Annotated in this window: 24 protein-coding genes; 5 read left to right on the top strand and 19 right to left on the bottom strand. The window is 72.6% G+C overall.

Annotated features, from left to right (window positions below):
* Positions 1 to 14: 14 nt before the first annotated feature.
* Positions 15 to 419, top strand: a complete 405-nt coding sequence (locus tag C8N24_RS18255) for a response regulator (protein WP_170179181.1) — start codon at positions 15 to 17, stop codon at positions 417 to 419.
* Here the strand turns inward: C8N24_RS18255 and C8N24_RS18250 are convergent.
* The 9 genes from C8N24_RS18250 to cdd form a co-directional block, all read right to left on the bottom strand.
* Positions 411 to 938 carry a hypothetical protein gene (locus tag C8N24_RS18250; protein WP_121252252.1) on the bottom strand — a complete coding sequence of 176 codons (528 nt, stop codon included), beginning with the start codon at positions 936 to 938 and terminating at the stop codon, positions 411 to 413. The two genes, C8N24_RS18255 and C8N24_RS18250, sit on opposite strands and share 9 nt — an antisense overlap.
* A 37-nt stretch (positions 939 to 975) precedes the next feature.
* A complete protein-coding gene (locus C8N24_RS18245; RefSeq protein ID WP_211340016.1) occupies positions 976 to 2,136 on the bottom strand; it encodes an ABC transporter permease in 1,161 nt (386 codons plus the stop codon).
* Positions 2,133 to 3,332 (bottom strand): ABC transporter permease, encoded by a 1,200-nt coding sequence (locus C8N24_RS18240; RefSeq protein WP_121252250.1) that lies wholly within the window; start codon positions 3,330 to 3,332, stop codon positions 2,133 to 2,135. Before C8N24_RS18240 ends, C8N24_RS18245 begins: the two co-directional genes overlap by 4 nt.
* Entirely contained in the window at positions 3,316 to 4,842 is a 1,527-nt protein-coding gene (locus tag C8N24_RS18235) for an ABC transporter ATP-binding protein (RefSeq protein ID WP_121252248.1), read from the bottom strand. The genes C8N24_RS18240 and C8N24_RS18235 overlap by 17 nt, the downstream gene beginning before the upstream one ends.
* Positions 4,843 to 4,845: 3 nt before the next feature.
* Complete coding sequence (locus C8N24_RS18230) at positions 4,846 to 5,856, bottom strand: BMP family lipoprotein (protein WP_121252246.1); 1,011 nt, start codon at positions 5,854 to 5,856, stop codon at positions 4,846 to 4,848.
* A 77-nt stretch (positions 5,857 to 5,933) separates the two neighbouring features.
* Entirely contained in the window at positions 5,934 to 6,926 is a 993-nt protein-coding gene (gene add, locus C8N24_RS18225) for an adenosine deaminase (RefSeq protein ID WP_121252245.1), read from the bottom strand.
* On the bottom strand, positions 6,923 to 8,221 hold the full coding sequence (gene deoA / locus C8N24_RS18220; RefSeq protein ID WP_121252244.1) for a thymidine phosphorylase: 1,299 nt from the start codon (positions 8,219 to 8,221) through the stop codon (positions 6,923 to 6,925). Before deoA ends, add begins: the two co-directional genes overlap by 4 nt.
* 1 nt (position 8,222) lies before the next feature.
* Positions 8,223 to 8,984 carry a purine-nucleoside phosphorylase gene (locus tag C8N24_RS18215; protein ID WP_211340015.1) on the bottom strand — a complete coding sequence of 254 codons (762 nt, stop codon included), beginning with the start codon at positions 8,982 to 8,984 and terminating at the stop codon, positions 8,223 to 8,225.
* Entirely contained in the window at positions 8,981 to 9,883 is a 903-nt protein-coding gene (gene cdd, locus C8N24_RS18210; RefSeq protein ID WP_121252242.1) for a cytidine deaminase, read from the bottom strand. Before cdd ends, C8N24_RS18215 begins: the two co-directional genes overlap by 4 nt.
* Before the next feature lie 27 nt (positions 9,884 to 9,910).
* On the opposite strand from cdd, the gene upp reads away from it, so the two are divergent.
* Positions 9,911 to 10,540 carry a uracil phosphoribosyltransferase gene (upp, locus tag C8N24_RS18205; protein ID WP_121252241.1) on the top strand — a complete coding sequence of 210 codons (630 nt, stop codon included), beginning with the start codon at positions 9,911 to 9,913 and terminating at the stop codon, positions 10,538 to 10,540.
* Between the two features lie 101 nt (positions 10,541 to 10,641).
* The gene (locus C8N24_RS34700) at positions 10,642 to 11,205 is read left to right on the top strand and encodes an FKBP-type peptidyl-prolyl cis-trans isomerase (protein WP_245971888.1); all 564 of its coding nucleotides are present in this window, start codon (positions 10,642 to 10,644) and stop codon (positions 11,203 to 11,205) included.
* Here C8N24_RS34700 and C8N24_RS18195 read toward each other — a convergent pair.
* Positions 11,202 to 11,810, bottom strand: coding sequence for a TetR/AcrR family transcriptional regulator (locus tag C8N24_RS18195; protein WP_121252240.1), 609 nt, complete (start codon positions 11,808 to 11,810; stop codon positions 11,202 to 11,204). The genes C8N24_RS34700 and C8N24_RS18195 overlap by 4 nt on opposite strands.
* A 325-nt stretch (positions 11,811 to 12,135) precedes the next feature.
* On the opposite strand from C8N24_RS18195, the gene C8N24_RS18190 reads away from it, so the two are divergent.
* Positions 12,136 to 14,064, top strand: coding sequence for a DUF2339 domain-containing protein (locus C8N24_RS18190; protein ID WP_170179180.1), 1,929 nt, complete (start codon positions 12,136 to 12,138; stop codon positions 14,062 to 14,064).
* A gap of 5 nt (positions 14,065 to 14,069) precedes the next feature.
* Entirely contained in the window at positions 14,070 to 14,795 is a 726-nt protein-coding gene (locus tag C8N24_RS18185) for an LOG family protein (RefSeq protein WP_121252237.1), read from the top strand.
* Here the strand turns inward: C8N24_RS18185 and C8N24_RS18180 are convergent.
* From C8N24_RS18180 to C8N24_RS18135, 9 genes are all read right to left on the bottom strand, one after another.
* Complete coding sequence (locus C8N24_RS18180) at positions 14,792 to 15,151, bottom strand: hypothetical protein (protein WP_121252235.1); 360 nt, start codon at positions 15,149 to 15,151, stop codon at positions 14,792 to 14,794. The genes C8N24_RS18185 and C8N24_RS18180 overlap by 4 nt on opposite strands.
* Positions 15,152 to 15,170: 19 nt before the next feature.
* On the bottom strand, positions 15,171 to 15,821 hold the full coding sequence (sigH, locus tag C8N24_RS18175) for an RNA polymerase sporulation sigma factor SigH (RefSeq protein WP_121252233.1): 651 nt from the start codon (positions 15,819 to 15,821) through the stop codon (positions 15,171 to 15,173).
* A gap of 140 nt (positions 15,822 to 15,961) precedes the next feature.
* Positions 15,962 to 17,254 (bottom strand): 23S rRNA (guanosine(2251)-2'-O)-methyltransferase RlmB, encoded by a 1,293-nt coding sequence (rlmB, locus tag C8N24_RS35380; RefSeq protein ID WP_281272628.1) that lies wholly within the window; start codon positions 17,252 to 17,254, stop codon positions 15,962 to 15,964.
* A complete protein-coding gene (cysS, locus tag C8N24_RS18160) occupies positions 17,251 to 18,600 on the bottom strand; it encodes a cysteine--tRNA ligase (RefSeq protein WP_121252231.1) in 1,350 nt (449 codons plus the stop codon). Before cysS ends, rlmB begins: the two co-directional genes overlap by 4 nt.
* Before the next feature lie 86 nt (positions 18,601 to 18,686).
* Entirely contained in the window at positions 18,687 to 19,028 is a 342-nt protein-coding gene (locus C8N24_RS18155) for a VOC family protein (RefSeq protein WP_121252229.1), read from the bottom strand.
* Between the two features lie 10 nt (positions 19,029 to 19,038).
* A complete protein-coding gene (locus C8N24_RS18150) occupies positions 19,039 to 20,172 on the bottom strand; it encodes a VWA domain-containing protein (RefSeq protein WP_121252227.1) in 1,134 nt (377 codons plus the stop codon).
* Positions 20,173 to 20,193: 21 nt separating this feature from the next.
* Entirely contained in the window at positions 20,194 to 22,353 is a 2,160-nt protein-coding gene (locus C8N24_RS18145; RefSeq protein WP_211340013.1) for a DUF5682 family protein, read from the bottom strand.
* Positions 22,350 to 23,423: an ATP-binding protein gene (locus C8N24_RS18140; RefSeq protein ID WP_121252223.1), complete on the bottom strand. Its 1,074-nt coding sequence runs from the start codon at positions 23,421 to 23,423 to the stop codon at positions 22,350 to 22,352. Before C8N24_RS18140 ends, C8N24_RS18145 begins: the two co-directional genes overlap by 4 nt.
* Complete coding sequence (locus C8N24_RS18135; protein ID WP_121252221.1) at positions 23,420 to 24,787, bottom strand: DUF5691 domain-containing protein; 1,368 nt, start codon at positions 24,785 to 24,787, stop codon at positions 23,420 to 23,422. Before C8N24_RS18135 ends, C8N24_RS18140 begins: the two co-directional genes overlap by 4 nt.
* Between the last annotated feature and the right edge of the window lie 43 nt (positions 24,788 to 24,830).

Raw genomic sequence — 24,830 nt, 5'->3', positions numbered from 1 at the left:
GTATGAAGGCTGGCATGAGCAACGACTCCCGCAGCGTGGCGATCGTCGAGGACCACGGTGCGCTGCGGATCTTCCTGCGGGACGTGCTTCAGCAACGCGGCTGGGACGTGACGGGCGTGGCGGGCACGGCGGAGAGCGGCGCGGAGCTGGTGCTGTCGACGAAGCCGGACGTCGCCGTGGTGGACCTGCACCTGGCGTCGGAGGGCGGCGGGGCGTCGCTGATCCGGCGGCTGGCCGGCTCGGAGGCCGGCACGAAGGTGCTCGTCTTCACGGCCACCACGGACCCCAAGGAGCTCGACTCCGTGCTTGAGGCGGGCGCGGACGGGATCGTGCTCAAGGAGGGCGGACTGCCGGAGCTGATCGACGGGCTCGACGCCGTGCTGCGGGGCGAGCGGTACGTGAGCCCGAGCCTAGGTTAGGGTCGTGTCCGGCGTCGGCATGCTGCCGGCGTCGATCAGGATCAGGCGCTTGATGTGCTCGTCGGCGCCGACGAGGAACGCGAACGTCGCGCGGGTGCCGGCGACCGAGCCGCAGTCGCCGCCCGGGCGGTCCGTCAGCTCGAACTCGCCGACGACGAGCTGGCTGACGGTGCGGATGATGGAGATGACCTCCGCCCCGCACGGCAGGCTGTCGTTGAAGTCGACGACGCGCCGGGCCGACTCGAGCTCGAGCGGCTCGGGCTGGAAGTTCACGATCTCGCTCGGCACGCTGAAGTAGCGCGCGGCGGCGCGGACGTCGCCGTGGCGGAGCTCGTTCGCCCAGCCGCGGATCACGCGCTTCTCGGCGTCGGTCACCGGCAGGCGCCGCTCGGGCGTCGCGCTCGGCGTCGCCGACGGCTTGAGCGCGAGCTGCTGCGGCTCGCGCTTCCCCGACTCCCCGCATCCCGCGACGAGCAGTCCGAGCGCCGCGAGCGCTCCCAGCCACCGGCGGCGAGTCATGCCATCAGCATTCCACGCCGGCCGGCAATTCAGACCTTCACGAACGAGGGAGAGGACGCCCGAGGGCGAGCGGCGGGATCGAGCGGCCGATCAGGCCGGTCACCGCGATCAGCGTCAGCACGTACGGCAGTGCCTGGAAGAGCACCGCGCCCGACGGCGAGAACACCGGCAGGCGCCCCGCGAGCGCGGAGCCGAACCCGAACAGCAGCGTCGCCGTGAGCGCGAGCCCCGGGCGCCAGCGCCCGAAGATCAACGCCGCGAGCGCGATGAACCCGCGCCCCGCGGTCATCTCCTGCGTGAACGTGTGCAGGAAGCCGATCGACAGGAACGCGCCGCCCATCGCCGCCAGGCCGCCGGAGGTCATCACGGCGAAGTAGCGCGTGCGGACGACGTTCAGGCCGGCGGTCTCGGCCGCCAGCGGGTTCTCGCCGGCCGACCGCAGCCGCAGGCCCATCGGCGTGCGGAACATGAACACCCAGGTGACGAGCACGGCGCCGAGCGCGAGCCAGACGAGCAGGTTCAGCTCGCCGAAGACGTCGCCGAGCAGCGGCAGCCAGTCGATCGGCAGCGAGACGTTCGGGACCTGCGGGAGGTCGTCGGGCGTGCCCAGGTCCCCGTAGACCTCCACGAAGAGGTAGCCGGTGATGCCGACCGCCAGCAGGTTCAGCGCCGTTCCCGACACGATCTGATCGGCGCGGAACGTGACCGCGAACAGCGCGTGCAGCGCGCCGAAGACGGCGCCGGCCGCGATCGCGATCAGCAGCCCGAGGATCCACGAGCTGGTGAGGTCCGCGCCCCACGCGCCGAAGAACGCGCCCATCAGCATCATGCCTTCGAGGCCGATGTTGATCACGCCCGAGCGCTCGGAGAACAGGCCGCCGAGCGCGCCGAAGATCAGCGGCGTCGCGTAGCGCAGGGTCGCGGCGCCGAGCGCGCCCCAGACGACCACGCGGTCGAGGTTCGCCACCCCGGACTGCGTGGCCGCGTAGCCGCCCGCCAGGCCGACCAGCCCCGCGACGATCGCGCTCCAGCCGAGGCGCCGCTCGCCGCCCGCGATCGCGTACGAGCCCGCCGCCATCGCCAGCACGGCCAGCACGATCACGACGAGCGGCGACCGCACCGTCAGCGGCGGCACCGCGACGAAGAACGCCAGGAACCCGAGGGCGACGCCCGCCCAGCCGACGCGCTTGGCCGTCATGCCGTCACCGCCTGTGCTCGGCGCTTGCGTCGAAGCCGCATCAGGTAGACCACCAGCACGTCGGTCGAGATGAGCAGCACGACAAGTCCCTGGATCATGTAGGTCAGGTTCGTGGCCAGCTGGGGCTCGAACACCGTCGGGTCGAGGTTGCGCACGGACGTGCCGGTGATCAGGCCGGCGAACAGCAACGCGCTCAGCAACGTCCCGATCGCGGTGTTGCGCCCGAGCAGCGCGACCGCGATCCCGAAGAACGCGAGCTTGGTGGTCTGGATGTCGTTGGTGGCGACGCGGAACTGCCAGCCGAGCAGGTCCAACGCCCCGCCGAGGCCGGCGAACGCGCCGCAGATGGCCATGACGAGCACGTAGTTGCGCCGGACGTTGATGCCCGACGCCTCCGCCGCGTCCGGGTTGAAGCCGACCGCGCGCACCTCGTAGCCGAGCGTCGTGCGGTTCAGCAGCACCCAGAACACCACCAGCGCGGCGAGCGCGATGAAGATGCCGATGTGCAGGCCCTGCAGCTGCGGGTCGCCCCAGAAGACCGGCAGCTTCGCGCTCGCCGCGATGTCGTTGGAGACCGGCACGTCGACCTGCGCCGGGTTGTCGTTCTGCAGCGGGCTGCCGAGGTTGAACACCCACACGCCGACCCAGATCGCGATCCAGTTGAGCATGATCGTGGTGATCACCTCGTTGGTGCCCGCGAGCGCCTTCAGCAGGCCCGCGATGCCCGCCCACACCGCGCCCGAGAGCATGCCCGCGAGGATCGCGAGGACGATGTGGACGAAGGCCGGCAGCCCGTCGAACGACGAGCCGACCCACACCGAGAAGATCACGCCGACGATGTACTGGCCCTGGCCGCCGATGTTGAACAGGCCGCAGCGGAACGCGAACGCCACCGCCAGGCCCGTGAGGATCAGCGGCGTCGTGATGATCAGCGTCTGCTGGAGGTTCAGCGCCGCGATGATCCGGTCGTCCTCCGACAGCCACGGGAAGAACCAGTTGAAGCCGGTGCCCTTGAAGATCGCCGAGTAGGTCTCGATCGGGTTGTGGCCCGTCAGCAGGACCACGAAGCCGCCCGCGATGAACGCGACCAGCACGGTGACGATCGGCGCGATCACGCCACCGCCGCGGAAGAACGTCGCCATGCGCGCGGCGACCGTGATGTTCGCGGGGAGCTCGTCCTCAGGCGGCACGCTCATCGCGACCCCCTCCGGTCATGTACACGCCGAAGTCCTCCTCGGACGCCTCCGGCGGCAGCTCGGCCACGATCCGTCCCTCGTAGATCACGAGAACGCGGTCGCTCAGCGACCGGATCTCCTCCAGCTCCAAGGACACGAGCAGGACGCCCTTGCCGGCGTCGCGCTCCTCCACCAGGCGCCGGTGGACGAACTCGATCGCGCCGACGTCCAGGCCGCGCGTGGGCTGGGCGGCGATGATCACCTTCGGATCGGCGGTGAGCTCACGCGCGATCACGACCTTCTGCTGGTTGCCGCCCGACAGCGCGCCGGCGCGGGTCTCGGGGTCGCCGCCGCGCACGTCGAACTCCTGCAGCAGCTTGCGCGCCCGCGCGACCATCTTCGACGGCGAGAGGAAGCCGCGCGTGGAGAACGCGGGCGTCTTGTACTCCCGCAGGCAGAGGTTCTCGGCGAGGTCGAACTCGAGCACGAGCCCGCGGCGGTGGCGGTCCTCGGCGATGTGCGAGACGCCCGCGGCCAGCGTGTCCCGCGGCCCGCAGCGCGTCACGTCCTTGCCGGCGGCGGTGATCTTCCCGGCCGTCGGCGTGCGCAGGCCCATGATCGCCTCGATCAGCTCGGACTGCCCGTTGGCGTCCACGCCCGCGAGGCCGACGATCTCGCCCGCGCGCACCTCGAGCGACACGTCGTCGACGGCCGGCAGCTCGCGGTCGTCGACGGCGGACACGTGCTCGAGCGTGAGCAGCGGGTCGCCCAGCGTCTGCTCGGGCTTCTCGACGCGCAGCAACACCTCGCGCCCGACCATCAGCCCGGCCAGCGAGCGCTCCGTCGCGCCCTCGGTGGAGACCGTGTCGATCTTCTCGCCGCGCCGCAGGACCGTCACGCGGTCGGCGATGTCCAGCACCTCGTTGAGCTTGTGCGAGATGAAGACGACGGACGTGCCCTGCTCGGTGAGCCGGCGCAGCACGACGAACAGGTCCTGCGCCTCCTGCGGCGTCAGGACCGCGGTCGGCTCGTCCAGCACCAGCACCTTCGCGCCGCGGAAGAGCGCGCGCAGGATCTCAACGCGCTGCTGGGTGCCGACGCCGATGTCCTCGACCTTGGCGTCCGGGTCCACGGCGAGGCCGAACTGCGACGACAACTCGCGCACGCGCTTGGCGGCGCCCTTGTAGTCGAGCAGCAGCCCGGAGCGCGGCTCGGCCCCGAGCACGAGGTTCTCGGCCACGGTCATCACCGGCACGAGCATGAAGTGCTGGTGGACCATGCCGATGCCGAGCCCGATGGCCCGGCGCGGGGAGTCGATCGTGACCGGCTCCCCGTCCAGCAGGATCTGTCCCTCGTCGGGCTGGTGGAGCCCGTAGAGGACGTTCATCAGGGTCGACTTGCCCGCGCCGTTCTCCCCGAGCAGCGCGTGGATCTCCCCACGTCGCAGCTCGAAGTCGACTGAGTTGTTCGCGACCAGGGCACCGAACCGCTTGGTGATGCCCCGGAGCTCCAGCGCGGGCGCGTCGGCCACTGCCTACTTCACCGTGTCCGGGATGTCGGTCAGCTCGCCGGAGGCGATCTTGTCCTGGATCTCCTTGACCTGGTCGGCGTACTTGGCGCCGACCTCGTTGGTCTCGCCGATACCCACGCCGCCCGACTTGACGTCGAAGATCGCGTTGTCGCCGCCCTTGAACGAGCCGTCCTGCACGGCCTTGATCTCGTTCTCCACGGCGACGTCGACCTTCTTGAGCGCCGAGGTCATGATCTGGTCGCCCAGATAGGCCTGGTCGGCGTCGACGCCGATGCCCTGGACGCTCTTCTCCTTGGCGGCGTCCAGCGCGCCGAGGCCGCAGCCACCGGCGACCTGGAACACGACCTTCGCGCCCTGGGCGATCTGGTCGAGCGCGAGCTCCTTGCACGGGGCGGGATCGTCGAACTTCTGCGAGTAGCCGTTGACGACCTTCGCGTCCGGGTTGGCAGCCTGCACGCCGGCCTGATAGCCCGCGATGTAGTGGTCGACCGGCGGGATCTTCTGGCCGCCGACCGAGCCGGCCGTCCCGCCGCCCTCGTCCTTGATGTAGAGGCCGGCCATGTAGCCGACGAGGTAGCCCGCCTCGTTCTCCTTGAACAGCGCGCCGGAGACGTTGGTGGGCTTGGCCTCGAGCGACGTGGCGTCGACGTCGATGATCGCGAACTTGGTGTTCGGGAACTTCGGGGCGACCGTGTTCATCGCGTCGGCCATGAGGAAGCCGACGCCGATCACGAGGTCGTACTGCTGCTGCGCGAGCGTCGAGAGGTTCGGCACGTAGTCCGAGTTGGCTTTGGAGATCAGCACACGCGTCTCCACGCCGAGCTCGGACTTCGCCCGCTCGAGGCCCTCGTTGGCCAGCTGGTTGAACGAGCGGTCGTTCAGGCCGCCGATGTCCGTGACCAGGCCGACCTTGATCGCTTCCTTGGCCGGAGTCTCCTCCGCGGAGGGGGTACCGCCGCCGGCCGGTTCTTCCTCATCCGAGCCGCACGCGGCAACGAAGAGAGAACACACCATGGCCAGCAAGGCGATGAAATGAAGTGGTCGGCGCACGGCCGGGACTCCTTTTCGATTGGAACGACCGAGCCGCGACCCTAGTGGTCGCCGCGGTCGTCTGAGGCAGTAATTCGATTGAGCAGGGTGGCTTTGGCCGCATCGTCCGCGAAGGACGCCCGGACCGCCGTGCGCGTGATCGACCGCAACTCACCCTCCTCGAAGCCGAAGCGCTCGCGCGCCACGGCGTACTCGCCGCCGATGCTACAGCCGAAGTAGGGAGGGTCGTCAGAACCCAACGTCCACTTCACACCCGCTTCATGGAGTTTGCGAAGTGGATGTTCCTCGTACGAAGGGAAGACGTGCGTGGCCACGTTGGACGTGGGGCAGGCCTCGAGCACGATCCCGCGCTCGGCGATCTCCGCCACCAGGGCCGGATCCTCGATCGCCCGCACCCCGTGCGACAGCCGCGTGACCGGGAGCGTGAGCGCCTCGCGGACCGACTCGGCGCCCGCGTGCTCGCCCGCGTGGACCGTGCAGCCGAGGCCGGACGCGGCCGCGATCTCGTACGCCTCGCGGAACTGCGCCGGCGGGTACCCGGCCTCGTCGCCCGCCAGGTTGAAGCCGACGACGTACGGGTGCCGGTCCTCCGCCTGGCGGCGCGCGATCTCCACCGCGGCCTCGACGCCGAAGTTGCGGATCGCGGTGACGAGGATGCGCGCCTCGATGCCGGTGTCGCGCCGCGCGTCGTCGATCCCGGCCGCGATGCCCGCGTAGTGGTCGGCGTCGCTGAGCCCGACGTTCGCCGCGTGGTCCGGTGACGCGATCAGCTCGACGTAGATGGCGCCCTCGCGCGCGCAGCCGACGAGGTACTCGTAGGTGACGTCGCGGTAGTCCTCGGGCGTGCGGATCACGCTCGCCGCGAGGTCGTAGGTGCGCAGGAAGTCGAGGAAGTCGACCCAGCGGAACTGCTCCGGGGTCGCGAAGACGCCCTCGGGGACCTTGAGCCCGTTGCGGTCGGCGAGCCTGCGGATCAGCGCCGGCGGCGCCGTGCCCTCGAGGTGGACGTGCAGCTCCGCCAAGGGCAGGTTCATACGCGCCCCAGCAGCACGGGGCGCTCGGCGGGCGGCTCGTCGCTGGTGCGGACCGCCTTGAGCAGCGCCGTGGCCGCTTCGGCCGCGCTGCTGTCGCCGCGGGCGTGGACGATCGCCAGCGGGCGGTCGGGCCCGACCTCCGCGCCGATCGGCGCGATCCGGCTCAGGCCCACGCCGTAGTCGATCTGGTCGTCCTCGCGCCGGCGGTTGCCGCCGAGCCCCGTGACGACGAGGCCGACGGCACGCGTGTCGACGCTCGTCACGTAGCCGGGGCGCTGCGGCGCCACGGGCCGCGTGACCGACGCCGACGGCAGCGTCGGGTTCTCCACGAAGTCGGCCGGGCCGCCGAGCGCGGCGACCATCGAGCCGAAGACCTCCGCGGCCGCGCCGCTCTCGAGCACCTCGTCCACCTGCGCGCGGGCCGCGTCCTCGTCGGAGGCCAGGCGCGCCTGGACGAGCACGGCGCTCGCGAGTGAGGCGGTGACCTCGTGCAGGCGCGTCTCCCGGGCGGCGCCGGTCAGGTAGTCGACGGCCTCGCGGACCTCGAGCGCGTTCCCGGCCGTGGTGCCGAGCACCTCGTTCATGTCGGTGATCAGCGCGACCGTGTTCACGCCCGCGCCGTTGGCGACCTCGGTCAGCGCGGTCGCCAGGGCCCGCGCGTCCTCCTGGGAGGCCATGAACGCGCCGGAGCCCGTCTTGACGTCGAGCACGAGCGCGTCGAGCCCCTCGGCGAGCTTCTTGGACAGGATGCTGGCCACGATCAGCGGGATCGACTCGACCGTCCCGGTGGCGTCACGCGTGGCGTACAGCCGCCGGTCGGCGGGCGCCAGGTCGCTCGTCTGGCCGACGATCGCGCAGCCCGTCTGGAGCACCACCCGCCGGATGACCTCCGTGGCGGGCGTGGAGACGTAGCCGGGGATGCTGTCGAGCTTGTCGAGCGTGCCGCCGGTGTGGCCGAGGCCGCGGCCGCTGATCATCGGCACCGCCGCGCCGCACGCGGCGAGGATCGGCGCGAGCATCAGCGAGACCTTGTCGCCGACGCCGCCCGTCGAGTGCTTGTCCAGCACCGGGCGGTCGAGGTCCCACTGCATCACGCTGCCGGAGTCGCGCATCGCGGTCGTGAGGTTCAGCCGCTCCTCCGCGTCCAGCCCTTTCAGGAAGAACGCCATGGCGAGCGCGCCGACCTGCGCGTCGCTGAGCCCGCCGTCCGTGATCCCGCCGACGAGGAACGCGATCTCCTCGCGCGTGAGCGTGGCGCCGTCGCGCTTCTTCCTGATGACCTCAGGGGCGAGCAAGTCAGTAGTCCTCCGCGAACTTGAGTACGAGCCGCACGAGGTCGCGCGCCGCCACTTCGGCGTTGCGCAACGTCTGCTCGTGCGAGAGCTCCTCGCCGCCCATGCCCTCGGCGAGGTTGGTGATCGCCGACACCGCGGCGACCCGCAGCCCGGCGTGCCGGGCGAGGATGACCTCGGGCACCGTGCTCATGCCCACCGCGTCGGCGCCGAGCGTGCGGAACGCGCGGATCTCGGCCGGGGTCTCGAACGTCGGGCCCGCCGTGGCGAGGTAGACGCCTTCGGCGAGGTCGATGTCCAGCGCGGCGGCCGCGGCGCGCAGCCGCTCGCGCAGGTCCGAGTCGTACGCGTCGCGCAGGCTCGGGAAGCGCGGGCCGACCGCGTCGTCGTTGGGGCCCGTCAGCGGGTTGACGCCGAGGAAGTTGATGTGGTCGGCGATCGCCATCAACCGGCCGGGCCCGACATCGGCGTTCAGCGAGCCGGCGGCGTTGGTGAGGAAGAGGGTCTCCGCCCCCGCGTCCTTGAGCCAGCGGATCGGCACCCGCATCCCGTACGCGTCGCCCGTCTCGTAGACGTGCTTGCGCCCCTGGAAGACCGCGACCGGCAGTCCGCCGAGGAGGCCCTGGCTGAGCGTGCCGCCGTGCCCCGCCACGCTCGGGCGCGGGAAGCCCTCCAGGTCCGCGTAGGGCGTGTGCGTGGCGTCGGTGAGGGCGTCGGCGATCGCGCCGAGGCCGGAGCCGAGGATGATCCCGACGCGCGGGTTCACAGGAACTCCGGGCCGAACGAGCGCGGCAGCAGCGCGTCCAGCGTCGTCGTCTGGCGGGCGCCGTTGCGGGCGCACAGGTGGATCTCCGCGCCGGGCGCGATGAACTCGCGCAGCCGCTGGCGGCAGCCGCCGCACGGCACGCAGAAGTCGTCGGAGTCGGCGATCACGGCCACCTCGGTGATCCGCGTGCGGCCGGCCGCGACCATCGCCCCGATCGCCGACGCCTCCGCGCACTGGCCCTGCGGGTACGCGGCGTTCTCGACGTTCGCGCCGACGTGGATCGAGCCGTCCTCCGCCCGCAGCGCCGCGCCGACCTTGTAGTTGGAGTACGGCGCGTGCGCGCGCTCCATCACGGCCTTGGCCGCGGCGACGAGCGCGCCGGAGCCGACCACCTGGTCCGAGTAGGAGTTGCGCAGGATCCGCTCGGGCGCGACCTCGAGCGCCTCGGTCAGGCGCGTCACGCGCTCGAGCTCGAGCGCGAGGTCCGAGTCGGCCGTCGCGACGCCCTCGAGCTCGATGAAGTTGCCGAGGCCCTTCACCACGTCGAGGTGGATGCGCACGCTCTGCCACAGCAGCAGATGGCGCTCCTTCTCGACCACGGTGAGGATGCCGAGCGTGGCCTCGAGGCTGGCGAGCAGCGTCTTCGGGTCGTCGATCGTCGTCAGCCGGTAGCGCGACTCGCGCGCCTCGTCGGCGTCCACGCGGTCGTACTGGATGAGGGTCGCTCCGCCCGGGTCCTCCTCGCGGAGCTTGAGGCGGCCGGTGTGGACTCGGAAGTAGGTGTCGCGCTGGCGGAGGATGCCTTTGTCGTGCGCTCCCAGGCCCTTGACGACGGCGAGCGAGCGCTCCGGGTCGGGGTCCGACGCCTTGAGCTCGATGTTGCGGCGCGGCGCTGCCATCGGCCCGACACTAGTAGGTTCCGAGGGATGGATGGGGTCACGGTCGTCGATCACGTGCTGCTGCGGCGGCTTCTCTCGATTCTCCGCGACAAGGACACGCCGCACCGCGTCTTCCGCGAGACGATGACGGACGCTGCGCTGATCCTCGGCTACGAGGCGATGCGCGGTCTGCGGCCGGCGGAGGTCGAGATCGAGACGCCGCTGGAGCGCACGCCGGGCGTGCGGCTCGCCGACGAGGTGTTCGTCGTCGCGATCCTGCGCGCGGGGCTCGGCCTGGTGGACGGGTTCCTCCGGCTCGTGCCCGAGGCGCGCGTCGGGCACCTGGGCATGTACCGCGACGAGGAGGCCCTGCGGCCGGTCGGGTACTACGAGAACATCCCGAGCGGCGTCGAGGACGCCGAGGTGTTCGTCGTCGACCCGATGCTGGCCACGGGCGGCTCCGGCGTGCAGGCCATCGCGCGGCTCAAGCGCGCGGGCGCCCGCCGGATCCACTTCGTCTGCCTCGTGGCCGCCCCCGAGGGCTGCCGCGCGCTGCGCGAGGCGCACCCGGACGTCCACATCACCACCGCGGCGGTCGATCGCGAGCTGGACGAGACGGGCTACATCCGCCCCGGGCTCGGCGATGCGGGTGACCGCATCTTCGGCACGGACCGATAACGGCGAAGCTCGCCCAGGGGCTCCTTCTCCCGGTCGCGTCCCCGGATCAGCCACTACCCTGGGCCGCCGCTATGCGTCGACAACTACTTGCCCTGCCCGCTGTGGCCCTCGCGCTCGCCTTCGCGGCGTGCGGCGACGACTCGTCCGACGAGACGGCCGCCACCCCCGCCCCGACCGAGGCAGCCACCGAGGCGCCCACGGAGGCCCCCACCGAAGCTCCGGCCGAGGAGACCCCCGCGGCCGCCGACGGTGAGGCGCCCAAGTCCACCGACTCCGGCGTCAAGGTCGAGGGCAAGGTCGGCATCAAGCCGGAGATCGACACGTCCGGCGCCAAGGCGCCCGAGGGCCTCGTGGTCGAGGACCTCGAGGAGGGCAAGGGCCCGGCCGCCAAGCCCGGCGACAACGTGACCGTCAACTACTCGGGCGTCCTGCTCGACGGCGGCACGCCGTTCGACAACTCGTTCGACCGCGGCGAGGGCTTCACCTTCCAGCTCGGCGGCGGCATGGTCATCCAGGGTTGGGACCAGGGCGTCGTCGGCATGAAGAAGGGCGGCCGGCGTGTGCTCGTCATCCCGTCCGAGCTCGGCTACGGGCCCAACGGCTCCGGCCCGATCCCGGCGGACGCGGCGCTCGTGTTCGTCGTCGACATGCAGAAGATCGGCTAGCCGCCAGGCGGCTGCGCGTCCTCGCCCACCGCGAGGACGGACGCGACGAGCGTGGACAGGAGGAGACCGTGCAAGGTCTCCCGGTCCACGTCGTCGTGGTTGACCCAGTCCAGGCACGCGCCGTCCAGGAAGCCGAGCCAGCCGCGGATCGCGGTCCTGAGCAGCGGTGACGGCGCCTTGCCCGGGCTCAGGCCCGCGAGGATCCGCTGCGCGGTGTCCGTCCGCACCCGGTCGAGCAGCGCCCTGACCTCCGGCGCCGCCCCCGCGTTGCGGATCATCTTGTCGTAGGAGCCCGCGTTCTCCTCGATCCACCGCAGGTACTCGTCGAGGCTGCCTGACAGCTGCTCGAACGGCGGCAGCTCGGGGTTCGGGATCGTCCGCTGCTGCAGCTCGTTCGCCTTCTCCTCGAGCGTGGCGACGAAGTACGCCTCCTTGCTCGGGAAGTAGTGGTAGAGCAGCGCCTTGCTGATCCCCGCCTCCTTGGCGATCTTCGCCATCGACAGCTCGTCGTACGCGTGGCGCGTGAACAGCTCCGAGCCGAGCTCGAGCAGGCGGCGGCGCCGCTCGTCCACCGCGAGCCGCGTATAGGCGGGTCCGTCGGACATCTCGCGTCAGCGTACCTGACCGTTGGTCGATAACGCTGTAACCCTCTGCCCACCTTGACGTACTTCCGCTATCGACCGACGGTCAACAGAGGGAGCCACAAGGATGGTCGAGGACCGCATCACCGCGCTGGAACAGCACACCGCCACGCTCGAGAGCCGACTCAGAGCGCTCGAGGGGACGAGCGGACGGAGCTGGAGCCCAAACCGGCCTGAGGCACCGTCACCCGCGCCGCTCCGGGGACAGCCGTGGGCCGCGCCGTCCCAGCCGGGAGCGCGCGACCCCGGTCCGCACGGAACATCCCCCTCTGTCGGCGAAGCCGGTTCCGTGCGACCGGGGTCGCGCGATCCCGGCCACCACGGCGAAGGCGCTCACTCCACGACGGCCAAGCCCAAGCGCGATCTGGAAGACGTCCTGGGCGGCAGCGTTCTGGCCTGGGTCGGCGGCGTCGCCGTCCTCGCCGGCCTCGCGTTCCTGCTGACGATCGCGATCTCGCGCGGCTGGCTCGGCGAGGGCGCGCGCACGCTGCTCGCCGGCGCGCTGTCCACCGCCCTCCTCGCCGTCGGCGTCCGCCTGCGCGAGCGCGACGACCGCACCGAGGCGGCGCTCGCGGCGACCGCCGTGGGCATCGCGGGGCTGTTCGGCACGCTGATGATGGCCGGCGCCGTCTACAGCCTCATCCCGCTCGCTCTCGCCCAGGCGGCGGCCTTCGCCGTCGGCGCGGTCGCGACGACGCTCGCGATCCGCTGGGACGCCCAGCCGATCGGCTGGCTGGGGCTGCTCGGGGCGCTGCTGGCGCCGGCCGTGCTCGGCGCGCTCGACGACGGCGGCATCGCCTTCCTCGCGATCGCGTACGCGGCCAGCGTCCGCGTGCTCGTCTGGCGCCGTTGGACGGCGCTCGCCTGGGCCGTGTTCGCGACGGTCACGGTCGAATGGGTCGCGTGGCTCGCGCTCGACACCCCCGGCGACGGCGTCGCCCACTTCGTGCTCGCCACGTTCGGCGCCCTGACCGCGGCGCTGGCCTACGGCCTGGACTCGCAGCGTGCCAAGCCGAACCCGAGCGCGCTGGCGCTGATCACGCTCAACTCGGTCCTCATGCTCGGGTTCGCCGTCGACGACGCGGCGACGCTCGCCGCGGTCGCGGCGGCGCACGTCCTCGTCGGCCTGGCGGCGACGCAGATCCCCCGGATCTCCCGGCCGATCGCGCTGATCACGATCGCCGCGGGCGTCGTGATCGCGGACTTCGCCGTCGCCGCGCAGTTCGACGGCCTCGTCGTCACGGTGCTGTGGGGTGCCGGCGCGGTCGTCTTCGCCGCGCTCCTCGGCGCCCGCCGGATGCCCGACGCGGTCGAGCCGTTCGTCAAGGACTTCGGCATCGCGATCGACGAGGACTGGCGTCCGCGGGTCCCGGGCGTCGCGCGGCTGCTCGGGCGTCCACACGAGGAGGACTGGACGCTCGCCGTGGTCGGGCTGGTCGGCCAGCTGCTGATCGCGGTCGGCCACGTGCTCGCCGTCGAGGCGCCGCTCGAGCGGCTCGCGGGGCCGTCGGTCGGCGCGACGGGGCTCGTCGCGGTCGCGGCCATCGGGCTGGTCGCGTTCGTGTGCGCGCGGCTGAGCTGGCGCGCGCTCGACCTCCTCGCGCTCACCGCGGTCGCCGGCTTCACGGGGCTCGCCGCCGAAGGGTTGCCCGTCACGCTCGCGCTGGCGGCGGAGGGCGCGCTGCTCGGCCTCGCCGCCGCGCGTGGTGCCGCGGTGCGCGGCCCCGCGGACCAGTGGGCGTCGCTGGCCTTCGTCGCGCTCGCCGCGGTGCACGCGCTGGCCGTCGTCGTCCCGCCCGACGCGCTCGTGAACGGCCTCGGGCCGGACCCGCTCGAGCCCACGCTCGCGCTCGCCGCCGTGACCGCCGCGCTCGGCGTGACGCTGCTCGGCCGCAAGGCGGCGCCGTTCGCGTTGCTGTACCTCGCGAGCGGCCTGGTCGTCACCGTCGGCGGCCCCGAGCACGGCGGCCAGGCGCTGCTCAGCGTGCTGTGGGCGCTCTGCGGGGTCGGCGCCGTCGTCTACGGGCTCGTCAAGGACGTCCGGCCCGTGCGGCTCGTCGCGCTCGCCCTCCTCGCCGTGACCGCCGTGAAGGTGTTCGGCTACGACATGGCCTCGCTCGACAACCTCGCGCGGGTCGCGAGCTTCATCGTCTTCGGGATCCTGCTGCTGCTCGGCGCGTTCGCCTGGCAGCGCGTGCGGCCGCGCGCCCTAACCTGAATCCGGTGACGCAGCCGGAACCACGCCACCCCACCTCGGACGACGAGGAGCTGCTCGAGGCCGAGACGCTCGCGATCCTCTCCGAGTACACCGACGCGCAGCGCGTCCTGCGCATCCAGGACGAGCTGCGCGCCGGGTTCAAGCAGCTCAACCACGTCGGCAAGGCGGTGTCGATCTTCGGCTCGGCGCGCACGCCGCGTGACCATCCGCGCTACCAGGACGCGCGCAAGCTCGCCGCGCATCTCGGTGAGCAGGGCTACGCGATCATCACCGGCGGCGGCCCCGGGATCATGGAGGCCGCCAACCGCGGGGCGAGGGACGTCGGCGCGACGAGCATCGGCCTCGGCATCGAGCTGCCGCACGAGCAGTCGCTCAACGACTACTGCGACATCGGCATCAACTTCCACTACTTCTTCACGCGGAAGGTGATGTTCGTCCGCTACGCCAGCGGCTTCGTCGTCTTCCCCGGCGGGTTCGGCACGCTCGACGAGCTGTTCGAGGCCGCCACCCTGCGCCAGACGCAGAAGATCCGCCACTTCCCGATCGTGCTGTTCGACCGCACGTACTGGGGCGGGATGGTCGACTGGCTCACGAGCTCGATGCTCGCCGACGGCTACATCAGCCCGCAGGACGTCGAGTCGCTCCTCGTCACGGACGACCCGGACGACTGCCACGGGGCGCTGGACGCCGTCGAGCACCGACGTCCGCGCCTCCAGCGCAAGGCCGCTTAGGCGGCCACCCACTCCCCGCCGGACCGGCCGAGGACGACCCGCTCGCGGGCGGTCCCCACGCGAGCGTCGAACACGGCCTGGTCGGCGTCGGTGCCCGGCTTGTCGATCACCTCCACGAGCGTGAGCTGCTCCGGCTCGGAGCCGAAGCGCTCGTGGACGATCCGCCGTGCCGCCGCCTCAAGAAGGGCGCGGTCCCAGCCGCGGTCGCTCGCCGCAGCCGCGACGAGATCCCGCTCCACCTGCGCGAGCGCACGCTCGAACGCGGGACGGGTGCTGGCGAGCTGCCGGTTGCGGGCGATGATGCCGCCGACGACGAGCACGACGAGAACGATCAGGATGATGATCAGCCAGAGCATGAGAGCAGTATGAGCCGCTCTAGTTCAGAACGGCCCGCGAGTTCAGGTGAGCACCGACCTTGCGCTTGACGCGCTGCAGGGCGTTGTCGACCGTCTTGCAGTCGCAGCCGATGCGCTCGCCGATGTCCGTGTAGGAGTGGCCGTCGAGGTACAGCGACAGCACACGCGACTCGAGGTCGGACAGCACGGTCGACAGGCAGGCCACGAGCGAGCGGAGCTCCTCGGACGAGATCACCTGGTTGACCGGGTCGTGCACGGTCGACCCGGGGAGCATCTCATCGAGGCTCGGCTCGTTGTCGGACGCGCCGGCGGGCGTCGCGCTGAAGGACACGTAGCCGTTGAGCGGCGTGTGCTTGTTGCGGGTCGCCGTCTTGACCGCGGTGATGATCTGGCGGGTGATGCACAGCTCCGCGAAGTTGCGGAACGAGGACTCGCGGTCCGGGCGGAAGTCGCGGATCGCCTTGTAGAGGCCGACGAGGCCCTCCTGGATCAGGTCCTCGGAATCGCCGCCGACGAGGAAGTACGACGACGCCTTCAGGCGGACGAAGGACGCATAACGCCGGACGAGCCGGTCATACGCGTCAGGGCTGCCCTGACGGGCGAGAGCGAGGAGATAGGCGTCATCAAGGTGAACTTGAGCTTGAGACTTTGTGGGAGCAATTCGTGCCACGAGCGCAGGGGTCCTTTCCAGGCCATTGCTGGCCTGAACGCTTGTGGCGCACACCTCCCGCGGCGCCAGGGATAGACGGTGAGCTTGAGGGCCATCGCTAACCCTAAAGCTCACCTTGATGAGACCTCAGGGTGGCAGGGTTATGTCGATGCGTCAAGTCGCTGCTGCAACATCTCGTACAGCAGCACCGCCGCGGTGGCGGAGACGTTGAGGGATTCCACCTTGCCGAGCAGCGGCAGGGACACGAGGTCGTCGCACATCGAGGCGACTCGAGGCCTGAGCCCCTTGCCTTCCGCGCCCATGACCGCGACGACGCCGCCGGTGTAGTCCGGCTGGTCGTAGCGCGTGCTCGACCCGGCGGCGGCGCCGTAGACCCAGCACTTCTTCTCCTTGGCGTCGGCCAGGAAGTCGGCGAGGTTGCGGACGCGCGCGATCGGCAGGTGCTCGACCGCGCCCGCGGACGCCTTGCAGACGGCCGGGGTGACCTCGGCGGCCCGTCGCTCCGGGATGACGAGCCCGGTCACGCCCACGCCTTCCGCGGTCCGGGCGATCGCGCCCAGGTTCTGCGGGTCGGTGATCTCGTCGAGCGCGATGATGAACGGGTTCTCGACGGCGAGCAGCTCCGCCTCGTCGACGTAGATGTACGGGTCGACCAGCGCGGCGACGCCCTGGTGCGCGTCGGTCTCCGCGCGCTCGGTGATCTCCTCGGCGCTGACGATGCTCACCTTCGCGTTGCCGTACGGCCCGGGCTCGGTCGCCCAGACGCGGTGCACGGCCCGACGCCCACGCAGCGCCTCCGCGACGGGATGCACGCCGTAGACGACCATCTTGCGCGACGTGACCGCGCCCTCGGGCGGCGGCGGCTGATACTCGAAGTCTCCGCCGGGCGCGTCGGGCCGGCCGGGCGCACCGCGGAACGTGCCGCCGGGCCCGAAGGCGCCGCGACCGCCGTCGGAGCGCCCGCCGCCCGGGCCGCCACGGCCCGAGCCGGCACGGCCGGGGCCGCCGCCGTAGCCGCCACGGCTCGAGCCGCCGCCCGAACCGCCACGGCCGCCGGAGCCGCCGCCCGCCGACCCGCCGCGGCCGGAGCCGCCACCCGATCGGCCGCCGTAGCCGCCGCCGGCGCCACCACGGCCCGAGCCGCCGCCGTAGCCGCCGCCCGAACCGCCACGGCCCGCGCCACCGCCCGAACCGCCACGGCTCGCGCCGCCGCCGTAGCCGCCGCCCGAACCGCCACGGCCCGCGCCACCGCCCGAACCGCCACGCCCCGAGCCGCCGCCGTAGCCGCCGCCCGAACCGCCACGGCCCGCGCCGCCGCTGGAGCCGCCCGAGCGGCCACCACCGGCGCCGCCACGGCCGGAGCCGCCGCGCCCGGGGCCGCCGGAGCGTCCGCCGCCGGCGCCGCCTCCGCCTCTACGCGGTGCGGGGCTCATGACGCCGGGACGAGCTCAGGCCCGTCGGCTCCGTCGCGGACGATCCAACCCATCGTCAGCAGCTCGTCGCGTAGACGATCCGCCTCGGCCCAGTCCTTGTCGCGGCGTGCCTGATCGCGCTGCACAGCAAGCTCCTTCGCTTCTTCGGGTGCGCCCTCGGGCGCGGTCAGCAAGCCTTCGAGGCCGAGCACCTCGAGCATCTCGCGCAGGTCGGCGTCGCCGACGGCCTCCTCGGAGCGATTCGCGTCGCGGATCCAGCCGTAGAGCGAGGCCAGCGCCTCGGCCGTGTTGAAGTCATTGCGCAGCGCCGCGAAGAACGCGTCGCGGTGCGGGCGCAGCGCCTCGGCCGACTCGCCGCGGACGAGCCGGCGGGCGGCGTCGCGGATCCGCTCGGCCGAGCGCTTGGCGTCCTCGAGCCGCTCGTCCGAGAACGCCAGCGGCTGCCGGTAGTGGCCCGAGCTGAAGTACAGGACGAGCACCTCCCCGCCGACCTCGTCGAGCACCTCGTGCAGCCCGCGGATGTTGCCGAGCGACTTGGACATCTTCTCGCCGACCAGCTCGAGCATCCCGTTGTGCATCCAGATCCGGGCGAGCGGCGCGCCGCGCGCGGCCAGGGTCTGCGCGGCCTCGTTCTCGTGGTGCGGGAAGACGAGGTCGACGCCGCCGCCGTGGATGTCGAACTCCACGCCCAGCAGCGCCTCGGCCATCGCCGAGCACTCGATGTGCCAGCCCGGGCGGCCTTTGCCCCAGGGCGCGTCCCACGAGGTGTCCTCGCCCTCCTTCCACGCCTTCCAGAGCGCGAAGTCGAGCGGGTCTTGCTTGAGGTCGGCGCCCTCGACGCCTTCGCCCTGGTCCATCTGGTCGACGTCACGGCGCGAGAGCTCGCCGTAGTTCTCCACGGTTCGAACCCGGAAGTAGACGTCGCCCTCGGCCACGTACGCCGCGTCGGCGTCGAGCAGCCGCTGGATCAGGTCGATGATCTGCGGGACGAACTCGGTCGCGTGCGGCTCGGCGTCCGGGCGGCCGAGCCCGATCCGGTCCGTGTCCTCGCGGTACGCCTTGGCCATCGCCGCCGCGAGCTCGCCCGACGGCACCCCGGCGGCCTTCGCGGCGGTGTAGATCTTGTCGTTGATGTCGGTGATGTTCCCGACGAGCGTGACCCCGTAGCCCTCGTGCTCGAGGAAGCGCTTGAGCTGGGAGAAGACCACGAAGGGCCGCGCGTTGCCGACGTGCACGCGCGCGTACACCGTCGGCCCGCAGGCGTAGATCCCCACGCGCGCGGGGTCACGCGGCTGAAAGGGCTGCAGCGAGCGGGTTCTGGTGTCATAGAGCGTGACGTCTGGCACGCACCGGAGCGTAGCTGCCTACCTGCGCCGAAGCAGGCCTTCGATGAAGAGGCTCAGGCGGCGGATGCTCTCGGACCAGAGGCGGCTCATGACTCCACGGCGGCGACGATGACGTTCCCGCAGCAGTCGCGGAAGTGCAGCGACGTCGCGGTCTGTGCCCACCGCTCTACCCCGTGGCGCTCCAGAGCCGACACGACCCCGGCGAGATCCTCGGTGAAGAGCACGAGCAGCGGGCGGTCGTGCTCGGCCGCGCCGGGCATCAGCCAGATGCCGGTGCCGGGCTGCCCGGGCACGCCCATGTGCAGGTACCGGAAGCCCTCCTCGTCGGAGTCGTGGAGGACGACGAAGCCCAGCACGTCGCGGTAGAACGCGAGTGCCTCGTCCTGGTCGGACACGCCGACCACCATCCGCCCGATCCCCCGGAACATGGCCGGGAAGCTACACCACGGCGATGTCCGCGTCCGCCGCCCAGGCGCCGACGTCGCGACCCTCGAGCGCCGCCGCCAGCATCTCGGGGAACTGGTCCGGCGTGCAGGCGAACACGGGCGCGCCGAGCGCGGCGAAGGCGGCGGCGTGGGCGCGGTCGTAGAACGGAGCGCCGTCGTCCGCGAGCGCGAGCAGGACGATCACGCGCACACCGCTGCGGATCAGGCTCGCTGCCCGGCGTAGCATCGACTCGGGGTCGCCGCCCTCGTAAAGGTCGGTGACGAGCACCATGACCGTCTTGGCGGGGTGGCTCACCAGCGTCTGGCAGTAGCCGAGCGCCTGGTCGATGTCCGTGCCGCCGCCGAGCTGGATGCCGAACAGCAGCTCGACCGGGTCGTCGAGCTGCTCGGTGAGGTCCACGACGCTCGTGTCGAACGCGATCACCTTCGTGTCCAGCGCCGGGATCGAGGCGAGTGCGGCGCTGAGCACGCCCGCGTGGACGACGCTCGCGCCCATGCTCCCGCTCTGGTCGAGCGCCAGGATCAGGTTCGCGGCGAGCGAGCGCCTCCGGCGGGCGTGGCCGACCAGGCGCTCCGGCACGACGGTGCGGTACTGCGGTTGGTAGTGCTTGAGGTTGGCCTTGATCGTGCGGTCCCAGTCGATCTCGGACGGCTTGGGGCGCGAGGTGCGAGCACTGCGGTCGAGGGCGCCCCGGGCCGCGCTGCGCGTGCGGTCGGCCAGCCGGCGCTCGATGTCCTCCACCACCTGCCGGACGATCCGGCGCGCGACCGTCCGGCTGGACTCCGGCAGCGCGTCCCTGAGGCTCATGAGCGTCGCGGCCAGGTGCACGTCGGGCGTGACGTTGTCGAGCACCTCGGGCTCGAGCAGCAGCCGGTGCAGCCCGAGCCGGTCGATCGCGTCCTGCTGCACGACGCGCACGACCCCCGACGGGAAGTGGCTGCGCAGCTCGCCGAGCCAGCGGGCGACGTTGGGCGCGCTGCCGCCCAGGCCGCCGCGGCGGTCACCGTAGACGGCGTCGAGCGCGCCGTCCATGTCGCGCTCCTGCTTGCTGAGCTGCACCTGCGTGCCGTCGGCCTCCTCCCCGCCGAGCACGAGCCGCCAGCGCTTGAGCCGCTCCTCAGACATAAACGTCCTGGACGTTCATTGTCACGTCAACAACCTCGCGAGGGTCTCGAGCGCCGGGCGTGCGCGGTCGAGGTCGATCGGCGCGGCCGGCTCGGGCGCGGCCTGCGCGCCGCGCTTGAGCCGCTCGCCGAGGCGCCGGCGCTCGCCCGCGGGCAGCACGGAGAACGCGCGACGCAGGAGCGGGAGGACGCTGGTGAAGGCGTCCGGGCCGACCTGCTCGATCCAGTCGTCGAGGACGCGGAGCAGCTCGGGGTCGTGGACGAGCACGAGCCCGCTGGTGCCGATGAAGCCCTCGATCCACGAGGCACCGCGCTCCGGCTCCTCCCCCGGGGAGAGCGCGCGCGCCATCGCCTGGGCGACCTGCGTCGAGTCGAGCTCGCCGGCGTCGTGCAGGAGCCGGGTGGCGCGGCCGCCGAGCGTGCCGGGCAGGCGGTCGGCGTTCGCGACGCGCAGCAGGGACTCCCGCCAGGCGCGCGTGAGGTCGGCGTCCTCGAGCAGCGCCAGCGCGCTGTTGACGCCGTCGACGAGCTCCGCCAGCTTCGTGCCCGTCTCCTCGTCCGCGCCGACGCCCGCGCCGGGGAGCCCGACCGCGCTGCGGAGCACGATCCCGCGCAGCACGCCGGCGACCGCGCTGGTGTCGCTGCCGCGCACGTCGCCGTAGCGGAGGATGCCGGCGAGCGGCGGGACGGCGGCCATCAGGTCGGCCGTGTCGCGGTCCAGCGCCGCGAGGTCCGCGAGCGCGCGCAGCACGGCCTCCAGCGCGGCCGGAAGGTCGGCGAGCAGCACGGCGTCGGCAAGCGTCGCCAGCGCGGCGACGCTGTCCTGGCCGGACGCGGCCGCGCTCGCGCGCGCTCCCGCCGCGGCCTCGACCGTCGTCCCCCACCGGCCGGCGTGGATCAGGTCGACGGCGAGGCTCGGCTGCCACTCGAGGTGCCACGCCTCCTTGAACGTGCCCAGCCCGCGCGCCTCGACCGGTTCGCCCCAATGCACGTCGAGCACGTTGAGGCGGTGGAGCAGGCGGCTGCGCTCGCGGTCGTTCTCCCGCCGCAGGTCGAGCGTGACCTCCTTGCGCTGTGCCTCGGGCTTGAGCCGCAGGCGCCGTTGGAGGCGGGACACGTCCTGCTGGAGCGGGACCATCGGCGTGTCCTCGGGGACCTCGCCGAGGCGGTGCCCGACGACCAGCTCCTCGCGCACGATCTTCAGCGGGATCTCGGAACCGAAGCAGAGCACGGACCGGGTCGCGTCCAGGAGCTCGTCGAGACCCGCGAGCGGCCGGTCGCGGATGCCGGCGAGCGCGGTCGCCAGACGGGTCGCGTCGACCACCTGGGCGGCGCTGGCGTCGAGGCCCTCGGCGCGCAGCAGCCGGGCGGCGCGCGCGAGCCAGCGCGGGACGGGCTCGTCGCCGGAGTCGAAGAGCTGGTCGTACCAGGCGGGCGAGTCGACCCCGGCGCCGTAGCCCGACTCGCGCGCGAGCAGCCCGTACGTCCACGGCACCCAGGTCATCGCGATCTTCGTCTTGGGCAGGCCCTTGAGCGTCCGGGCGTCCGGCGCGGCGGGCCCGAGCGTGGTGAGCGCGGGCGCGTGCCAGGCGCCGCACACGACCGCGATGTTGGTGGCGCCGTCCTTGATCGCCTTGCGGATCTGCTGGCGCATCGACGCCTCGCGCTGCTCCTCGCGCGGGTCGTCATCCGGGAACGCCTCACGCAGCGCCTCCATCGCCTCGATCAACGCCTCGAACGCGCCGAGGCCCTCGCGCTGGGACTCGACGACGTCCTCCCACCAGCGCTCGGCGTCACCGTGGCCGGCGACCTCGGCCAGCGCTCCCAGCGGGTCCTCGCGGACCTTCCGCCGCGGCCGGCGCTCCTGCACGAGCGAGTTCGCGGCCGGGAGGTCGTTGAAGCGGACGGGGATCTCGTGCGCGTGCGCGTAGAGGATCGCGCGCCACTCGGGCGAGAAGCGGGCGAACGGCCAGAACGCGGCGGTGCCGGGGCGGTCCGGCACGTAGGCGAGGAGCGCGACGGGCGGCGCCATGTCCTCGCTCGACGCCAGCGCGAGCAGGGCGTCGGCTTCCGGCGGGCCTTCGATCAGGATCGCGTCCGGCTCGAGCTGCGCGAGCGCTCGCTCGAGGGTGCGGGCGCTGCCCGGGCCGTGGTGGCGGATCCCGAAGACCGTGTGGGTCACAGCGCCCGGCAGGCCCGGTACAGCGCGCCCCAGCCGTCGCGCTCGCGCACGACCGCCTCGAGGTACTCCTGCCAGACGACCTTGTCCGCGACGGGGTCCTGCACGACCGCGCCGGTCAGCCCGCCGGCGACGTCCTCCGCTGACAGCTCACCGTCGCCGAAGTGGGTGGCGAGCGCGAGCCCGTTGGTGACGACGCTGATCGCCTCGGCCGTGGACAGCGTGCCCGACGGCGACTTGAGCTTCGTGCGGCCGTCCTCGGTGACGCCGCTGCGCAGCTCCCGGAAGATCGTCACGACACGGCGGATCTCCTCGAGCGCGCTCGTCGCCGGAGGCAGCTCGAGCGCTTGGCCGACGCTGTCGAGGCGCAGCCTGACGATCTCGACCTCTTCGTCGGCCGAGTCCGGGAGCGGCAGGACCACCGTGTTGAACCGGCGGCGCATGGCGGACGACAGCTCGTTGATGCCACGGTCGCGGTCGTTGGCGGTGGCGATGACGTTGAACCCCTGGACGGCCTGGACCTCGTCGTCGAGCTCCGGGATCGGCAGCGCCTTCTCGGACAGGATCGTGATCAGCGCGTCCTGCACGTCGGACGGGATCCGCGTGAGCTCCTCGACGCGGGCGAGCTTGCCGTCCTGCATCGCGCGATAGACCGGGCCGGGGACGAGCGCGTCCTTCGTAGGGCCCTCGGCAAGCAGCCGCGCGTAGTTCCAGCCGTACCGGAGCGCCTCCTCGGGGGTGCCGGCGGTGCCCTGCACGATCAGCGTGGAGTCACCGGAGACCGCGGCCGCGAGGTGCTCGGACAGCCACGTCTTCGCCGTGCCCGGGACGCCGAGCAGCAGCAGCGCCCGGTCGGTCGCGAGCGTGGCGACGGCGAGCTCGACGAGCCGGCGGCGGCCGACGTACTTGGGCGTGATCGTGACGCCGTCGGCTTCCCCGCCGAGGACGTACGTGGTGACCGCCCACGGAGACAGCCGCCAGCGCGGCGGCTTGGGCCGGTCGTCGACGCGCTCGAGCGCCGCCAGCTCCTCGGCGAACGACTGCTCGGCGTGCGGGCGAAGAAGCTCCGTCATACGAACTCCGAGAGCATGGCAGCCCGGATCGCGGCGACGTCGCAGAGCCGCCCGATGTCCCGCCCGCCGAGCTCACGCAGATGATCGACCTCGGTCGCCGGGTCGATCCGGTACCCCACGAACGCGACGTCGATGTCCCGCCCTCCCTGCTCGCGCCGGCGCTTGACCGACGCGACGACGGCGTTGGAGAGCGTGGGTCCCCACGTCCACCGCAGCCGCTCGGCCGCACGGACGGGATCGTCAGCGGCCGCGGCCCGCGCCTCGGCCTCCGCGTGCGGCAGCAGCTCGAGCAGCCCGAGCGCCCGGCCCCACGCCTCGTGGCGCTGGTTGATCGCGGCCTCGACCCAGCCGGCGTGGACCGCCGCGGCGAGGTCGTCGCGCACGGGCAGCGCGACCAGCTGCGCGGGCGCAAGGCCCAGCCCGGCGAGTGCGCCGTCCGCCGCCCCGTCCCCGCCGGCCGTCTCCGCGTTCGTCCCACTCGTCCACACGTCGAGCGGCGCTGCCGCGATCAGCTCGGTGAGCCGCTCGGAGCGGCGACCGCGGCCCTCGGCCTCGGGCAGCGTCGCGACGAGCTCGCCGTCCTCCACGCGCAGCAGCGGGCGCGCGGCGGCCGCCGCGCGGGCCGCGAACGCCGAGCGCGGCAGGCGCGCGAGCAGCTCGGCGGCCACGTCGCGGACCGGCTTGCGGCGGTCCTGGAGCGCGGTTTCGAGCAGCGGCTCGTCGGCCTCGCTCAGGCCGAGCTCGAGCTCGCCCAGGAACGCCTCGCGGTCCTCCCAGGTCTCTTCGGCCCAGGTCGAGGCGATCAGCGCCCGCGCCGCCTCGGGGTCCTCCTGACGGCGACGGCGCAGCAGGGCCTGGCGCTGGTCGGGCGTGCCGGTCTTCCAGACGTCGTCGTCGACGGGCAGCGCGTACGCCCAGCGTGGCTCGCGCGCGGCGAGCCACGCCGCGAGCGCCCCGAGCGCGCCGAGCACCGCGGCCTGGCGCTCGGGCCGCGCTTCCGCGTAGTCGAGCAGGGCGGGCGCGAGCTCCGGCGGCGGCCGCACACCCGCGCGGTCGGCGAGCCCGAGCCACTCGTCGACGAGCTCGCGCACCTCGAGCAGGAGCTCGAGGCGGGATGCCGCCGCGGCCGAGCACAACGGCCGCGCGTCGGCCGCGACCGGCTCGACGGTCCGCGACGCCCCGGCCTGCGCCCCGGCGCGCCGCGCGACCGTCCACGCCGCCGACGCGACGAGCAGCCGGTCCTCCGCGCCCCGCCCGCCGAGCGTCGCCTCGAGCGCCTCCGGCGAGCCGGGCGGCGCGTCCGCCTCGACGGGCCGCCGGTCCGTGCCGATCAACGCGGCCGCCACGAGCTCGTCCCAGCTCACGCGCGCACCGCCCGCACATGCTCGCCACGCGCCCGCACGAGAC

It is taken from the genome of Solirubrobacter pauli (genome assembly GCF_003633755.1).
Classification (GTDB): domain Bacteria; phylum Actinomycetota; class Thermoleophilia; order Solirubrobacterales; family Solirubrobacteraceae; genus Solirubrobacter; species Solirubrobacter pauli.
This window is presented reverse-complemented; position numbering and strand designations above follow the sequence as displayed.

Bases quoted from the DNA above. Each gene is read 5' to 3' on its own strand.
- C8N24_RS18255 (WP_170179181.1), top strand. From the start codon at position 15: ATGAGCAACGACTCCCGCAGCGTGGCGATCGTCGAGGACCACGGTGCG.
- C8N24_RS18250 (WP_121252252.1), bottom strand. From the start codon at position 938: ATGACTCGCCGCCGGTGGCTGGGAGCGCTCGCGGCGCTCGGACTGCTC.
- C8N24_RS18245 (WP_211340016.1), bottom strand. From the start codon at position 2,136: ATGACGGCCAAGCGCGTCGGCTGGGCGGGCGTCGCCCTCGGGTTCCTG.
- C8N24_RS18240 (WP_121252250.1), bottom strand. From the start codon at position 3,332: ATGAGCGTGCCGCCTGAGGACGAGCTCCCCGCGAACATCACGGTCGCC.
- C8N24_RS18230 (WP_121252246.1), bottom strand. From the start codon at position 5,856: ATGGTGTGTTCTCTCTTCGTTGCCGCGTGCGGCTCGGATGAGGAAGAA.
- add (WP_121252245.1), bottom strand. From the start codon at position 6,926: ATGAACCTGCCCTTGGCGGAGCTGCACGTCCACCTCGAGGGCACGGCG.
- cdd (WP_121252242.1), bottom strand. From the start codon at position 9,883: ATGGCAGCGCCGCGCCGCAACATCGAGCTCAAGGCGTCGGACCCCGAC.
- upp (WP_121252241.1), top strand. From the start codon at position 9,911: ATGGATGGGGTCACGGTCGTCGATCACGTGCTGCTGCGGCGGCTTCTC.
- C8N24_RS18195 (WP_121252240.1), bottom strand. From the start codon at position 11,810: ATGTCCGACGGACCCGCCTATACGCGGCTCGCGGTGGACGAGCGGCGC.
- C8N24_RS18180 (WP_121252235.1), bottom strand. From the start codon at position 15,151: ATGCTCTGGCTGATCATCATCCTGATCGTTCTCGTCGTGCTCGTCGTC.
- rlmB (WP_281272628.1), bottom strand. From the start codon at position 17,254: ATGAGCCCCGCACCGCGTAGAGGCGGAGGCGGCGCCGGCGGCGGACGC.
- C8N24_RS18155 (WP_121252229.1), bottom strand. From the start codon at position 19,028: ATGTTCCGGGGGATCGGGCGGATGGTGGTCGGCGTGTCCGACCAGGAC.
- C8N24_RS18150 (WP_121252227.1), bottom strand. From the start codon at position 20,172: ATGTCTGAGGAGCGGCTCAAGCGCTGGCGGCTCGTGCTCGGCGGGGAG.
- C8N24_RS18140 (WP_121252223.1), bottom strand. From the start codon at position 23,423: ATGACGGAGCTTCTTCGCCCGCACGCCGAGCAGTCGTTCGCCGAGGAG.